The sequence below is a fragment of the Dyadobacter luteus genome, assembly GCF_003383615.1.
Classification (GTDB): Bacteria; Bacteroidota; Bacteroidia; order Cytophagales; family Spirosomataceae; genus Dyadobacter; species Dyadobacter luteus.
The window spans coordinates 84,545-100,723 of record NZ_QNUL01000017.1; the positions used below are offsets into that span (position 1 = coordinate 84,545).

The window sequence follows — 16,179 nt, forward strand, 5'->3', positions numbered from 1 at the left end:
TTATCAACTCAAAATTTTATATTGACTTTAACTTTAGTAAATATAATTTATTCTACATTAATCAATTTATCAAGAATAATATTCTACTAAAATTGACATTTATGTATAATAGTAACTGTATGTTTACTGATTAAAAAAATACAATAAGTAACTGTTATTGTGATGTTTACATTTTATTGCGATACACTTTTAAAATCCCAAAAAAAGAAGAAGGGTAAGCAATCCTACATGACTGCTTACCCTTCAATTGAATTACAAAATTCGCCGCCTTTACTTTTCGATGATCAGTTCATCTTTAACTTTACCATCCGGGTCGAGTGACCGATAGAAAAGTTTATTATCTCTGATTACAATGTGCTGGTAGAGCGGTCCGTCCGGATAACGAACTATGGCATAATCTTCATCCGGCCATTCGTCCTGCTTGCCCGGAATACTGATGGACATGGTATAAATGGTACCTTTCGACGCTTTGTCAACAGCCTTACCTGCAAACATAGGTTTGGTTCGAAGGTAATAATGCATGTGCCCGCTCATTACCATATCAACGTGGTATTTATCGAACAGTGAGCACCATTCACTCATAATCTCCTCGTAAGGCTCCACGAAATTGTAAGGTGGAAAATGGAACATCGCGAACTTCCATTTCGACTTGCTGTTCTTCAGCTGATTTTCAATCCAGGCTGTTTGCGCTTTTACTGGTAATGTACCGTCGATCATCAAAAACTGTGCATCTCCGTATACAAAACTATAAGTCATTTCTTTCGGCAACTTGTCGGGACCATTTTCAGGGAGACTGAACATTTCCTGATACATCCAGGCACCTAATCCATCCTGACTGTCGTGATTACCCGGCACAGGCATCAAAGGACGTTTACTGAACACACCACCGGAATGATTCCAGAGTTCGTCCCATTCATTGCGATGCAAACCAGTTGAAACCAAATCTCCTGCTATTGAATAAAAGGCTGCGTCGGGATGTCTGTTAAATGCCTTTTGAGCCATATCACCCCATATTTTGGAATAATGCGTATCACCAAACCAGATGAATGAGAAATCCTTTTGTTTGTCGGACTCTGTACGAAAACGCTCAACTTCTGACCAGCTTCCGCCCTTTGCCCCAACGTTATACCCGTATTCGGCACCCGGTGTCAGTCCTGTTAATCTGGCCGTGAACCTTTTGACATACCGGTCATTCTGAAGCAGTCTGTCTTCCATTTCAAATACATCAGCAACAGTGGTGAGTGTATCACTTCCACCTACTTTCCAATATTTAGCGATGCCTTCTTTCACATCCATACCTGTTCTCCACTGTACATTCACAGTAGTTTTTGGATCGGCACTCCAGGTTAGCAATAACTGATCGGGCTTGTCGGACGATGGTGTATTCGTTTTTCTGAAAGCACCTGTGAGATGTGCTTCACGTGCGCGTCCACGAACGGTTGTGAACAAAACTTGTCCTGTAAGTTCAGCAGGCACAACGGTTAATACCAATCCATCCCAATCATGATAGGTGAAAGCCCCTTTCTGCATAACAGACAGGTTATATTCTGCCGGATATACATTTGAAACCTGAAGACTATCCTCCTTCTTTTGTGGCGCTACACTGATAAAATAAACAGGACGATGTTTATCAAAACCATTAATACCCAAGCCAACTATTCCTTTATCAAAACTGCGTTGCCATACCTCGTAGGTATATTCTTCATTTTTGACAAACATATCTGTCTTTTTGAATCCGCTCTCTTCTATCCAGAAAGGCACTATTTTCTGAGCGGTATCGCGCATCAGCGAAACAGTCACCGGCACATTCACATCAAATGTCCAGAATTTAGTAGCAAGGACCTGCTTCTCCTCCGGACTCAGAAATCCGCGAATATATGCATCCGAAATCGTATCAAGTTCAGCTGCTGACAATTGCTTGTAAAGCCGCGTAACAGCATTATCAATCACATCCTTTACGGTTCCTTCTACTGGTGAGGTCTTCTTGTTGCAGGAAAGGCAAACTAAAAAAACGAGGCTGTATTTAAAAAGCAGGGTTATATGTTTCATGCTTTGAATACTTCTTTATGGAATAAAGGGACTACTGAAAGCAAAATCACAAAACCTCATTTTCATTAGCCAGAAAAACCCTGGTACTCTCTGTATAAGTCGCCCCAGCCTTATTTTTATATTTTAAATCGACATACATCGCCTTAAAACCTGACTTCGGAAAAGGCTCAACCACCTTAATGTTCGATTTATTTTTGATACCCAGACTACGGCTTGTCCACTGGTCATTTCTCAGATCCTGGTCAGGAGAAGTAGCCGACCATAAAATCACATCCACCAGTGCATCTGACGTCGCTTTAATATCCAGCCGTATATTTTTTTTCTCTACAGATTGCTTCCAATCGCAAACAGTAAATGGTGTTTTATTAATGGTTGATCCGTAAAAAGCACTCAAAGCCTCCATGGCCTGTTGTCCGCCGCCAAGGTCATGCCCCGCATTAGGTACATAATGTAAACTGTTTTCTCCCGGAATATTTTTCAGATAATTTTTGACATTGTCCACTACCCAATATTCATCGTTCGTTCCCATGAAAATCAGTTTCGGCATCGTCAGTTTTGATCTGTATGAATAAGGATCAATCATGGCGGTTATTGCCTCTCCATCCGCAGAACCCGTAGATTGTGGAATACCCAACTTCACATAATCCTCAATCTGAATGCTGTAATCGCCCCAGGATTTGATCTGATAATCGAGACTGACCGGCATGTTCAGTATATCAATCACCATGGGAGCTATTGCGGATACCCGCTTATCGCTGGCACCAGTCAACCAGGTCGTCCAACCTCTCTTGGATGCACCTGAAACAACAAATTCTTTTACCTCGTGGTTAAGCTTCTCTTTCGAGAATGCCTGTACAACATCCATGGCGCGAACAGCACTTTTCACCATCGGAAACAATAGTGGCCAGCTGTAATCCTTGTCCTTTTTCCAATGATGAAGCGTGTAAGAAATAAGTGCATCTTCCGTAAGATCTCCGAAGAAAGGCTGATTAGGAGTTTGCCTGAGCTGAACAACAATAGCCTCATTGGCAGCGGCGATACCTGCGAGTGAGGCAATAAGCTTATCGTCCTTTTTGCTGTTCCATTTTGGCATTTCATCCTGATTAGAACCTCCGGTGATAAAAAGCAATGCGGCATTATGCTTGTTTTCCTTTGGAACTATAACAGTCAACTGGTGCGTCCAGGTAAACTCACGCCACTTCTGAGAAGTAAGCAGGATGTTGTAAATCGTCTGATTGTCTTTGACGTATTCATCCTTCAACTCCCATTTCATGCTCTTGTCGCCATTATTCAGATAGCTTTCCAAAGCATTTTGTGGCGTGATTATCTGCGCTTGCAGATTGAAACAGTGTGTCGCTACAGATAGCAACAAGATCATTGCGAGGTTTTTAGTTTTTGTTATCATGGGCTGAAATCCGGTCTGCATCGCTGCGCGAGGCTGAACGATTAGAGGTTGTTATTAAATTAAAAAAGATTGAAGGCTGAACGGTTAAGCGAGAAGTCGTCCCAACCGTTCAGCCCGACTGCGTCGTGCAGACCGGGTCGCGCAGACCCGGTTTGCGCAGACCGGATCACCTACCAGGGCTTGGTAGTCCCCTGCAATAACCAGGGTTTAGACCAGGCACTGTTCTTACCATCCGCTTCAGAATACCTGGTCACTTCCAGTTTACCGATGGCTGCGTCTGCATTGGCTTTGTTCAGATTACGCTCATCAAGCATATAGTAAAAACGCAGCGGCAATGCAGCTCTTTTGCTTTGTGGACCTGTTTTCATTTCCGGGAAACCTGTTCTGCGGTAGTCAAACCAGGCTTCGGAAGCGGAAGTCCAGCTGGCAATCCATTTTTGTTCAATGATCTGCTTCAAAGTTCCGTTGTAGGCTACAAGCGGCTGAGCCATATAGGCTGCCAAAGCTGTAGTTGTACCCCAGGTTGTAAAAGATGCCTGAATGGCGGCTTTATAGTTTGTTTCAGCATTACCCGCAGCCCATCCTTTTTGTGCAGCCTCAGCCAGTATGAAATTCACTTCCGAAGCTGACATAATTCTTGCTCTCAGCATAGCTCCTGTAGGCTGCATGTACATACTGTTTACCCACGACACGTGTGGGTTGCGCGCGCCTTGCGCTGCGGTAGGACTCATGTTATACGAAGCCCCTCCCAACAATGCCACAGGTAATCCTACATATTCAGGATCAGTATTAATTGTACCCGCAACCTTGTCCGGAGACAGATAACGTTTCCCACCTGTGATCCGGTCAGTTCCGGCTGGCAAGGTAGCATCCACCACCAATGGAATCTGCACTTTGTTTGCAAATACACCCAAACGCGGATCCTTTACAGCCTGCAGGTATTTCACGAAAGTGTCACACATTTTTATCCTGCGGTAGTTGCTGGAATCCGGATCGAAACGAACTGCTCCAGGCCACGAGTCCGAAGCACTATTTCCTGCATAAGCCATGGAAGCATCGTCCGCAGCTGCGGTGATAATCGGGTATTGGGTAGGATTGGCGACAATAGCCTCTATGCCCGCTTTGGCAAAATCAGGTTTTTTGGCAGACAAACGCATGTAATAGCGAAGCTTCAATGAATTCGCCAGCTTTCTCCATTTAGCAGGATTGCCCTGGTAGTAGACATCAGCACTTCCAACTGCAGCATATTCCGAAGCATTTTTAGAAAGAAGCACATTGGCTTTTTCCAGATCATTCAAAATTCCTGTATAGATATTCTCCTGAGCATCAAAAGCGGGGAAGGTATTCTCTGCTCCTCCTTCGGCGGCCTTTAAAGCATTTGTGTACGGTGCATCGCCCCACAAATCTGTGATCAATCCGAAAATCATCGATTTCATCACCAGTGCTATTCCCTGATGCATTTCGTAATTAAGCTCCACAGACCGGTCGTACACGTACTGGTTATTACGAAGGATATCATAATAGCCCGACCAGCTGTTTTCCTGATTCCACTCATAGTCATTATGACCACCACTCCAGCCGTCCTTTTGTGTATGCTGTACAATACCTGCAGCATCCTGATAACCCAGATTCACAATTGCACGACCGGTTTCGGTCAGTACTGTCGAAAGCACCAGACTCGGATTAGCTGTGAGCGGATTCACTCCATTCGGGTTATCATTCAGGTCGGTGATGTCGTTGCACGAGGAAGCCACGAAAATTCCGACAATCGCGATAACAATAGATTTTATATGTAAACGATTCATAAACAATCAATTTTAATGTGCTTTTGTATTAGAATGTAAGACCAACTTTAAACCCTACAGGCATTACCCAGGGCGTTACATTGTACCTTTCAATTCCTTGCTTAAACTGCATCCCGTTGCCCTGCACACCCGACTCAACCTGGAAAGCCGTCTCAGGATCAATCCCAATCCTGGCTGCGGTCCAGAGCATGATATTGCGGCTGTACACCGACACATTTGCATTTTGTAAACCAATTCTCTTCACCCATCTCGTCGGCAGTTCATAGCCAACCGCCACTTCACGCAGTTTGATAAAAGAAGCATCGTAAGTAAATGGTTTCGTAAATGACCAGGTCGTCAAACCTGCGATTGGTTGGTATACTGTCCCTGAGCCACCCAGATTTTTGGTATAGCCCGTCAGATTTCCGGCAGCATCGTAATTGGCAATTACGCCCGGCACAAAGGCACCACCGTGAGGAAGCGGTATCCCGCTGTATTTTACAGGAAAACTTCCGTAGTCGGGTGTAGGCCCGCCCACTACAGGGAAATTGCCCCCGTTTACTTTGATCATTGTTTCCTGATTTGCAATCAGATAGTTTTCAAGTTCATCTCCGCTCATGCCATTCGGGTTGATGAGCTTATCCAGGAAAAGCTGTGACCGCATATGTTCCTCACCATAGCGGTAGGTTTGAGACACAAAATCACCACCATTTCGCCAATCGAACGACAGGCTCAGGCTTACTCCCTTGTAAGTGAGCGAGGTCTGCATACCCATGATAAACTTCGGGTTGAAATTCCCGATCTTATTTTTGGATTGAATAGCATCAACAGACTGCCATTTTCCATTTCTGTCGAGCAAAGGATATCCGTAATAGGGAGACGACTGATCCGTAACAGTCACAAGCTTCGCATCATATATATCACCAATTTCTTCACCTACGTAAGTCCATGCACCACCTTTAGCATCCGACCACAATGTGAAATACGGAATATCATCAGCCAGTTCCATAATGCGGGTACGGTTTCTGGAAATGTTCGTATTGATGTCCCATCTCAGGTTTTCAGTCTGAATGGGCGTTCCTCCAAGTGAAAACTCTACACCTTTACTTACCAATAATCCGGCATTGATATTCTTACCAATATACCCTGACGAAGGCGGCAATTTGGTACTTAAAATCTGATTCCTGTTTTCCACCACATAGTAAGTTCCCGACATTCTCAATCTGTTCTGAAAAAGATTCAGATCAACGCCTGCTTCATAAGAAGTAGCAATCTCAGGTTTCAAATTATTGATCAGCAAGTTATTCGGAACCGATAAACGTGGAATAGAACCCCAAGTTCCTGCGTTGGCTAATGTTGTTTCAAGCTGATACGGAGAAGCGTCATTACCTACCTGTGCTACACCTCCCCTGAATTTGAAAAGACTCAGCGCATTGATATCCGGCAACATTTCGCTCACCAGTACACTCAACGAAGCAGAAGGATAGAAATAGGAATTATTCCCTTTGGGTAAAGTACTCGACCAATCGTTTCTGGCAGTTACATCCAGAAACACCATGTCCTTAAATCCAATGTTGGCGAGACCATATACGCTGTATATTCCTCTTTTGGATAAGCTACTTGAATAATTCAGATTATCAGGCAGGATATTCTGAAGTGTGTAAACACCCGGAACGATTAGCCCTGTACCACCTTTGGTAGTATTCGTAACACTTGATCCCGTCTGGTAACGATAGTTACCACCTGCGGAAATGGAAAAGCTAAAATCTTTAATATCTTCCTTCAGCGTAGCCAGGAAATCCGTATTGGTTTCAAGTCCTTTAATTCCGATCAGACCATAAGCACCTCTGGGATCGCTCACATAGCTGGTTGCAATTTTAGATTCACGCTGTTCATTATAAGTATCCAGCGCTACTCTACCCATCAGACTAAGTTTTGGAGTGATCTGATAGTCAGCCTTAATATTCCCGAAAACGCGGTCTCTTACAAAGCTGTTTTTGATTTCTTTTGAGAGAAAATAAGGGTTATTGAAAACACCATTATAAGGCGTACGCTGTTGCAGACCTTCCTGCCCCGGCATCCAGTATTGCTGCAAGTCACGCACATCTATATGCGGAGAAAGCTCATATACGGCTTCCAGCGGATTGCTTCCTGTATTTCCTGACGGCCGGTTATTCGAGTTATTTCTGCTGAGATCAAGGTTTGTACTTAATCTCACTTTCTCATGCACTTTGGTTGAAACGTTCAGGTTTAATGTATTGCGGAACAGGTCAGTATTGGGGATAATTCCCTTGTTACGCATGTTGTTATACGAGATTCTATACGTTATCAAATCCGTATTATTGGCGATAGCTACATTACTCGTAGTAGTAACACCTGTTTGCAGAAAGTTTTCGGCATTATTGGGATGCGACACCAGCTCTAAAGGTATTTTCTTACCGTCGGCACCAACCGGACTGTTCCATTGGATTTCCTTATAACCTTTATCCAGTGCACCTCCACCTGTTGCTCCCACGCTCTCATCAACAATTTTACCAAATGGATTGCTGTACGGATTGCCTGAAATGTCAGCAGGAATACCTGAAAACTGCCCTGATCCAAACTGCGTCTGCCATTTCAGAAAACGATAGGGTTTGTCAAAAACAGTACTTGAATTAACTGAAACGGTCATTTTTTTATTTTTGGCACCGCTTTTAGTAGTGATCAACACGACCCCGTTTCCTGCACGGGAACCGTACAATGCCGCTGCACTGGGTCCTTTGAGCACAGAAATATTCTCAATATCCTCAGGATTTAAACCAGATATCGCATTCCCATAATCCACACGGTTGTTATTACCGATCTGGCTCACGTTGTTCAGGGTGTTGGCAATAGGCACACCATCTATTACAAAAAGTGGCTGATTGTCGCTGTTCAGGGAAGTAGCACCGCGAATCACCATACTCACGGAAGAACCTGTTCCGCCTGTTGCATTAACAGTTACACCAGCAATTCTACCTGAAATTGAGTTCAGCACATTTTCCTGAACTACCTTTGTCATCTCCTTACCCTCAACCTTCCCCACGTTATAACCCAGCGAGCGTTCTTCTCTTTTGATCCCCAAAGCCGTTACCACAACCTCATTCAGGTTTTCACTGCTGACGGCAAGTGAAGCATCCACTACACTGCGGTTACCAACAGCAGCCTCAGATGCCTGGTAGCCCACGAATGAGAAAATAAGCGTTGCATTCCCGTCTGGTACGTCTATACTATATCTGCCTTCTGCGTCGGTGGTGGTTCCTCTTTGTGTCCCTTTCAGAATAACATTTACACCGGGCATACCGATGTTATCCGATTTAGAGGTTACAGTTCCGGTAACCGTTCTGTCGAGCACGTTTTTTTGTAAGCCAATTTTCGTTGTGTTCAGAGGTAAAGCGGAAACAGGAGCAACGAGCAGCGCAGAAACCAGAACAATGCCGGGAATCTGCCTGATAAAGTTTGTAGCGGGTGATCTCATATAGTGAAGTTAAAAGTGAGCGATTATTGTAGTTGGTAAATTGATTGATGATGTATTTCAATACCAGTTTTACTCTCTGAAGTTCTATTGAGCCTACTTCCTTATATTATGCTTTTGTTATGTATGCATACTATTATGCGACTGTAAAAAAACCGGATTGAATCCGGTGAGAATTCAAACTTGCAAGCACTTTACTTATTACTATTATTTCACGATAATGTACTACTGCTTACATAAAAAAACTGGCACGCCGTGATTCGGCGTGCCAGTTAAAAAAACATACTAACTATTTGAATTACCAGGGTTTACCCGTTCCCTGTACCAACCACGGCTTGGACCATTGGCTGTTTTTTCCTCTCAGTCCCGAATGAGATGTCACTTCCAGCTTATTTATTGCCGCATCAGCATTTGACCCATTGAAATTGAGCTCATTGTCGCCGTAATTAAAACGAACAGGGAGCACATTTTCAGTAGAAGCATTACCTGCTACGAGCGCAGGTAATCCCGTACGACGAAAATCAAACCAAGCTTCTGTACCAACAGTCCAGCTTGCAATCCATTTCTGATCAATAATTTGCGCCAGTGAATTATTGAATGCTACATTTTTTTCAGCGATGTAAGCAGCATACTTACTTTCAATTCCCCATGTAGTTAATGAGTTTTTGATACCATTTTCGTAATGCTCTTTCGCAGTTCCTGCAGTCCAGCCCTTTTGAGCCGCTTCCGCCAAAATAAACGATGTTTCAGAAGCTGACATTAATCTTGCTTTCAGTATACCTCCTGTGCTTCCCCGGTATACGTCTGCCAATTGAGATACGTGCTGATTTTGTACAACCTGACCTGTAGTTGGGTTACGGTTATAGAAATCCGGCTGTCTCATACCGGCAGGAATACCTACGTAAAGTCCTGTATTAATAGCGTCAGTACCTGTTCCTGTATATAATTTAGGATTATAATGACGGGTAAATTTCGCTCCGGCTTTAATCTGAGTCTGGTATTGAATGTCTGTCAAGCTTACAATCCCTGTCTGTATTACTCCGTCTTTACGAATAAATTCATCTAATGGAACTGTCAGCGATTCATCTGCTACCCATTGACAATGGACAGGTGCTATCCATACGGTGAGCCGTGGATCATTGTTTGAAAGCAGTTTACTTACAAGTGTTTGAGCTGGCTTTATTCTCCGGAAGTTAGTCTGCTGAGCATCCCATTGTATAGCTCCAGGCCAGGATAAGTCTGCCGTAGTTCCCAAATAGTTCATAACAGCGTCTTCCGAAGGCAACTTAATATAAATTCCAGAACTGTATATACTTTCGATTCCTGCTTTTGCTACATCAGGCAGCTTGGCTGAAATACGCATATAGTATCTCAGCAACAAACTGTTAGCAAATTTTTGCCATTTGGAAGCATCCCCAGCATAGTATACATCGTAATTCGTAAGATATGCCGAATTATCCTTTGTTGCAAAGTGAGCTGAAGCCTGTTTTAAATCTTCAATAATGCCTCTGTAGATAACTTCCTGACTATCATAAACAGGCGTAACTGTACCATCCACCTTAGCTCCTGTAATTGCCGCCGTATATGGCGCATCACCCCACAAGTCGGTTATTGTACCGAAAACAAAAGCTTTCATGGTTAAAGCAACACCCATGTGAAATTTAGAATCAATTGTGGTGGCTCTTTCCAGCATAAGCTGGTTATTTCTCAGCATATTATACCAGGCAGTCCAGTCCTGCGGTCCCCAGCCATACGAATTTACTCCTTCGTGCCAACCATCATGTTGTATATGCTGAGCAACGCCTCCTACATCTCCGTAACCAAGCTTAAGGTATTCCATTGCCGCGCTGGTCATCACTGTCGGCATCAGCAAATTTGGATTTGCTTTCGAAAGGTCCAGTCCATTAGGGTTGATGTTCACCTCATCGAGCCGATCGTTACATGACGACATCATCGCCAGGCCGATCACTAATGTATATTTGGGTATTAATTTTAGAATATTCATCTCTTAAAAGTTTGGCTATTATAGATTGAAGCTTACCTTAAATCCTACTGGCATCGTCCACGGCAATACGTTCTGCAACTCTATACCTTGTCTGAACTTACCATTATCTGCCTGAAACGCTCTTTCAGGATCAATTCCGATCTTAGCTGCCGTCCACAACATAATGTTACGGCTAAATACTGAAACTGTAGCATTACGGAATGGTCCGATATTCGGGATGCTGTATCCCAAAGATATTTCTCTCAGTTTAATAAATGATGCATCAAAAGTATACTGTTTTGCAAAGCTCCAGGGATATCCATCTGTTATCGGAGCTATTACAGTACCGGGTCCGCCAAGATGTTCAGTATAGCCTATGATATTTTTGTCAGCATCATAAATAGGTAACACACCCGGTACAAAACCTCCATCATTAGCTCCATCGAAAGGCATACCACCCGTTTCCTTGGTATGGCCACCCACACGTGGGAAGTTTCCATTCTTTGGAATGATATACTTTTCCGGATCTGACTTCAACAATGCAACCAGTTCGTCTGTGGAGTAATTTCCTCCCGGAATAAGGTTGTCCAACTGACGCTGGCTTCTCCAATCCGATTCCATATAACGGTAGGTGGCAGATTGGAACTGACCACCCGCACGCCAATCAAAGCTTGCAGCAAGATTAAATCGTTTGTAGGAAAGATTCAGTTGCATCCCCATCATAAAATTGGGATTAAAATTCCCTACCTTTTCACGATCCTTTCTGTCATTCGATTCTGTCCACTGGCCATCACTCGGATCTAGGATTGGCCATTTATAGTATGGAGAATTAGGATCATCTACTTTTTTATATCCACGGCTATACAGGTTTCCGATATCTTCACCAACCCATGTAAATGCTCCTCCACCATTATCATCCCATAATGTATAAAAATCCGTCTGAGGTGTTAGAGCTTTGATCTTTGTACGGTTTCTTGTAAAATTGAAAGTCGCATCAAGATTCCATCCATTTCTTTCTCTGATCGGACTCACACCGAGCATTATTTCAAACCCACGACTGGCTAGTAAGCCGGCATTTGTTTTTTGACTTGTATACCCAGAAGACGCCGCGGTTGTTATGTCAAGAAGCTGATTTTTATTTTCAGTATAGTAGTAAGTACCTTCAAATCTCAATCTGTTATCAAACAAGCCAAAATCTATTCCATATTCCTGAGATGTCGCAATTTCAGGTTTTAGATTCGGACTCAGCAGATTGGCAGGAATATTTCCTACTACCAGGTTTCCGTAAGATCCTGTACCTAAAGTTTGTACCCTTTGATAAGGACTTGCGTCATTACCTACCTGTGCCCAACCTGCTCTCAGTTTGAGTAAAGAGATTTCTTCAGGAAGACTGAACGTATAATTTGCCAACCAGCTTAAAGATGCCGACGGATAAAAGTAAGATCTGTTTTCTCTTGAAAATGTACTCGACCAGTCGTTACGCGCTGTTACATCCAGATAAAGCATATTTTTGTAACCTACAGATCCTGTTCCATATATACTGTAGACCTCTTTCTTATCAGTATAATTAGTATAGACAAGACTACCTGACGGAATGTTACTTACTCTATAAACACCTGGCTCAGTAAGAACGCTTCCTCCATTATAAAAATCTCTTCCCGACTGCCTTAGGATGTTTCCACCACCCGATACACTGAAATCAACATCCTGAACTTTTTTCTTATATGTTATCAAAAAGTCTGTATTCGTTTCCTGCCGTGAAAAATTCTGATTGTAATATCCTCCGTTTCTGACACGGCTATAGCTCTTAGGAATTTTAGTTTCACGATTTTCTGTAAATATGTCATGTGAGACTCTTGCAAAAGCAGTGAGTTCCGGTAAAATTTCCCAGTCCAGTTTCACATTACCAAAAGCACGATCGCGCGTAAATCCATTGTTGATACCATAAGCCAGAAAGTATGGGTTATCCTCTGCAGTCGGAGACCTTTGTGCTACATCTTCGGCACCCGGCTTCCAGTAATCTCTTAGCTCACGAATATCAATATGTGACCATAGATAAGCTGCCTGCAGAGGGTTCGCACCTCTGTTTGCCGTAGAGGGGCGATTATTCGAATTAGAACGAATGAAGTTAAGGTTTGTACTAAGTTTTAACTTCTTGTGTGCTTCATAAGTTGCACTGGCCGCCAATGAGTTTCTTTTCAGGTCCGAATTAGGAATCAATCCTTTATTGTTCATTAAATTGTAAGAGACACGATAAGTTGCTCTATCTGTAGAACCTGAGATTGCTACGTTATTGGTAGAAGTAATCCCTGTTTGCAGAAAGTTCTTCATATTGTCCTTATAGGAGCGTAGTTCTGTTGCTATTTTATTTCCGTTTGCATCTACAGGACTATTCCATTGTACTGCTGTATTACCCACATCCAGCTGAGGTCCACCCCAATAGCTGGATGCTTCACTTAATGCATTGTTACGATCTCCGTTCGCATATTTATAATGCAGATCAAGATATTCGTAAGGCTTCTCGAACACATTACTTGTTGAGAAAGATACGCCTAAGCCTTTCCCTTTTTTACCACTTTTTGTTGTGATCAGGATGACCCCATTACCAGCACGTGAACCATATAGGGCTGCTGCACTTGGCCCTTTCAGAACTGACATACTTTCCACATCGTCCGGATTAATATCGGATATTACGTTTCCATAATCTACGTTATTCCGATCTCCCATCTGGCGCAAATTATTGAGTGCGTTGGAAACCGGAACCCCATCAATTACAAACAGAGGCTGATTGTCGTTACTCAAGGATTTTGCACCACGGATCACAATACTTACCGACGATCCCGCGCCACTGGTTTGGTTAATAGCAACCCCTGCCACGCGACCAGCAAGTGCATTCACTACGTTTTCCTGCGGTACATTCACAATATCTTTTCCATTCACAGTCCCTACAGAATAACCCAGCGATTTTTTCTCACGGCTGATGCCTAGTGCAGTAACCACCGCTTCGTTCAAAGTGGCAACATCTTCCTGCATGGTTACATCAATCTCCGCTTTGCTTCCTGCTTTTACTTCTATACTATTAAAACCAATATAGGAAAACACAAGTGTTACATCTGTACCCGAAACATCAAGTGTATAATTACCGTTTGCATCGGTTGTCGTCCCTGTCTGCGTTCCTTTTACGAGTACGTTCACGCCCGGCATCGACGAGCCGTCAACTGCCGAAGTAACTTTCCCCGTGATACGCGCTACTGCCCTGGCATGATTACCAACGTTTCCTGCAATAGCGGGCACTACCATTCCGGCAGGTGCTACCATTACAAGAAAACATCGCATGGCGATTTTTCTGAGTAAGATTGAGTTCATAGTTCTTCTGAATAATTGATAAATACTAATTGAGGGATATTAGATAGAATATTCATAGCTGCCTTTGTGGTAATAAGGCGATTGTAGTAGTGTTTAGATCCATAGTTTTTCATGATTAGTGGGAATTTATAAGTAACCTTTCTGAGATTTTCTAATACTGCTTATTTGACTTTCTTCGCTTCATCCTCTTGTAATAATCGGTTAAAATATTTTTCAAGAACATCAGATATCTTTCGCTGCTCTTCCTCGTTGCTCACACCGTTCAGCAACTCCTGCAATTCGTCAGCAGAAAGGTTATTGCTGATCAGCCTGTCAATCAGATATTCGGCCCGGGTAACTGACATATCGTTAGGTGTTTAGTTGTGTATGATACTCTGTGTGATTTGCAAAAGACTATTGCCTGGCTTCGATTTTTAAAAAGTTAACATTTCGTTCATATTCGAAAAATAGTCTTCCGATTCATCGTGAATCATGTCTATATTTTATTAATACTGCCAAATCAAACCCGAATATGCCTTACTTTTGCTATAATTCAGTAGAACTCATTGAATCAGAACCAAGGAAAGATCAGGTGTAAAACATGTGTAGATCGGTAAAATCTTTATTTCATTATATATTTTTTGCCATACTGATATTCGCAGGACTGCCGGGAACTGTCAGCGCACAAACCGATTCCCTCACCTCGCCTATTGTGATCGGAGATATTATTATCGAAGGAAATCATAAAACACGCTCGCCGATCATCCTCAGAGAAATGGCTGTAAAAACGGGGGATACCATCTCACCGGCAAGCTTACCTGAACTACTGGAAATAGATCGCAGAAAAATAATCAATACGAATCTTTTTGTAACGGTAGACATGCTACCTCAGCTCAATGCGGATTCTGTAAGGACGGATGTAAAAGTATTGATCAAGGAGCGCTGGTATCTGATCGCACTTCCTGTTTTCCAGCTTGCCGATAGAAATTTTAATGAGTGGTGGTATGACAGAAACCGCGACCTCAGCCGTACCATCTACGGTGCCTATGTGAGTTACGGTAATGTAACCGGTCGCGGCGACCGTCTCCGTTTAATCACAGAATTTGGTTTTATTCCTAAATTCGAAATAGCCTATTCGCTTCCTTATCTGGATAAAGCTCAAAAAACAGGTATTACCGTAGGCGCGTCCTATTCCATGAATAAAACCATGGCGCATAGGACCTGGATGGATAAGCTAGACTACCTCAGTAGCGAGAATAAGAACAAAGAAAGATTCTACACCTATATCGCCCTCACGCGACGAAATAAGTATTATACGTTCCACAGTGTGGATTTACGATGGAGCACGTCTAACATTTCAGATACAATTGCCAGGCTGAATCCTGCTTACATGCTGGATGGCCGCACATCACAGAAATATTTCCAGCTTACCTATTCATTCTCTTACGACAAGCGCGACAACACCCAGTATCCGTTATTAGGACAAAGCGCCGGTATTCAGCTGTCCAAAATCGGACTACTTCCAACCGACGACGTCAATATGGGATATCTTTACGGATCCTACAGAAAATATTTCTCCCTGGGTAAAAACTGGTATGCCAACACGGGCGTCAGAGCAAGACTCTCTGTCCCACGGCGGCAACCTTATCTGCAAACGATAGGACTGGGTTACCGGAATGATCTGGTTCGGGGATATGAACTTTATGTAGTAGACGGGCGGAGTTATGGACTCCTTAAAAGTGAGATCAAGTACAGACTCTTCTCTATCCGAAAGCATTTCCCCTGGATACCCATCAAACAATTCAATACACTCCCACTGGCCGTTTATATCAACACCTTTGCTGACGCAGGATATGTCCGCAACAACTATCCCGAGCTCAGCCGGACACGACTTGGTAACACGATGCTCTACGGAGCAGGAACCGGTCTTGATATCGTCACATTCTATAACATTGTGGCACGTTTCAATGTCAATATTAATGCAGAAGGCGACCGCAGATTCTTTTTTAACCTGGCCCGTGAATTTTAATTTCTCTGTTTGAAATCTTACAACATGGTGAAACCTGTGTACATTTTGCCCGTCTGAGATAGGTAAAAACTATTCAATCTGTATAAATTT

The 16,179-nt window shown here is 43.0% G+C and carries 8 protein-coding genes; 1 reads left to right on the top strand and 7 read right to left on the bottom strand.

The window, feature by feature from the left end; genetic code table 11:
* Nucleotides 1-270 precede the first annotated feature (270 nt).
* The 7 genes from DSL64_RS18995 to DSL64_RS19025 form a co-directional block, all read right to left on the bottom strand.
* On the bottom strand, nt 271-2,049 hold the full coding sequence (locus DSL64_RS18995) for a purple acid phosphatase family protein (RefSeq protein WP_115832505.1): 1,779 nt from the start codon (nt 2,047-2,049) through the stop codon (nt 271-273).
* A gap of 46 nt (nt 2,050-2,095) precedes the next feature.
* Nucleotides 2,096-3,454, bottom strand: coding sequence for a PhoPQ-activated pathogenicity-related family protein (locus DSL64_RS19000; protein ID WP_115832552.1), 1,359 nt, complete (start codon nt 3,452-3,454; stop codon nt 2,096-2,098).
* A 170-nt stretch (nt 3,455-3,624) separates the two neighbouring features.
* Nucleotides 3,625-5,259, bottom strand: a complete 1,635-nt coding sequence (locus DSL64_RS19005) for a SusD/RagB family nutrient-binding outer membrane lipoprotein (RefSeq protein WP_115832506.1) — start codon at nt 5,257-5,259, stop codon at nt 3,625-3,627.
* Nucleotides 5,260-5,287: 28 nt separating this feature from the next.
* Nucleotides 5,288-8,734, bottom strand: a complete 3,447-nt coding sequence (locus DSL64_RS19010; RefSeq protein ID WP_115832507.1) for a SusC/RagA family TonB-linked outer membrane protein — start codon at nt 8,732-8,734, stop codon at nt 5,288-5,290.
* Nucleotides 8,735-9,029: 295 nt separating this feature from the next.
* Nucleotides 9,030-10,736: a SusD/RagB family nutrient-binding outer membrane lipoprotein gene (locus DSL64_RS19015; protein ID WP_115832508.1), complete on the bottom strand. Its 1,707-nt coding sequence runs from the start codon at nt 10,734-10,736 to the stop codon at nt 9,030-9,032.
* A gap of 18 nt (nt 10,737-10,754) precedes the next feature.
* Nucleotides 10,755-14,081, bottom strand: a complete 3,327-nt coding sequence (locus tag DSL64_RS19020; protein WP_229217145.1) for a SusC/RagA family TonB-linked outer membrane protein — start codon at nt 14,079-14,081, stop codon at nt 10,755-10,757.
* A 161-nt stretch (nt 14,082-14,242) separates the two neighbouring features.
* A complete protein-coding gene (locus DSL64_RS19025; protein ID WP_115832509.1) occupies nt 14,243-14,425 on the bottom strand; it encodes a hypothetical protein in 183 nt (60 codons plus the stop codon).
* A 236-nt stretch (nt 14,426-14,661) separates the two neighbouring features.
* Here DSL64_RS19025 and DSL64_RS19030 point away from each other — a divergent pair, with 236 nt between their 5' ends.
* On the top strand, nt 14,662-16,089 hold the full coding sequence (locus DSL64_RS19030) for a BamA/TamA family outer membrane protein (protein WP_115832510.1): 1,428 nt from the start codon (nt 14,662-14,664) through the stop codon (nt 16,087-16,089).
* Nucleotides 16,090-16,179: the final 90 nt, after the last annotated feature.

Bases quoted from the DNA above. Each gene is read 5' to 3' on its own strand.
- DSL64_RS19005 (WP_115832506.1), bottom strand. From the start codon at position 5,259: ATGAATCGTTTACATATAAAATCTATTGTTATCGCGATTGTCGGAATT.
- DSL64_RS19000 (WP_115832552.1), bottom strand. From the start codon at position 3,454: ATGATAACAAAAACTAAAAACCTCGCAATGATCTTGTTGCTATCTGTA.
- DSL64_RS19015 (WP_115832508.1), bottom strand. From the start codon at position 10,736: ATGAATATTCTAAAATTAATACCCAAATATACATTAGTGATCGGCCTG.
- DSL64_RS19025 (WP_115832509.1), bottom strand. From the start codon at position 14,425: ATGTCAGTTACCCGGGCCGAATATCTGATTGACAGGCTGATCAGCAAT.
- DSL64_RS19010 (WP_115832507.1), bottom strand. From the start codon at position 8,734: ATGAGATCACCCGCTACAAACTTTATCAGGCAGATTCCCGGCATTGTT.
- DSL64_RS18995 (WP_115832505.1), bottom strand. From the start codon at position 2,049: ATGAAACATATAACCCTGCTTTTTAAATACAGCCTCGTTTTTTTAGTT.
- DSL64_RS19020 (WP_229217145.1), bottom strand. From the start codon at position 14,081: ATGAACTCAATCTTACTCAGAAAAATCGCCATGCGATGTTTTCTTGTA.
- DSL64_RS19030 (WP_115832510.1), top strand. From the start codon at position 14,662: ATGTGTAGATCGGTAAAATCTTTATTTCATTATATATTTTTTGCCATA.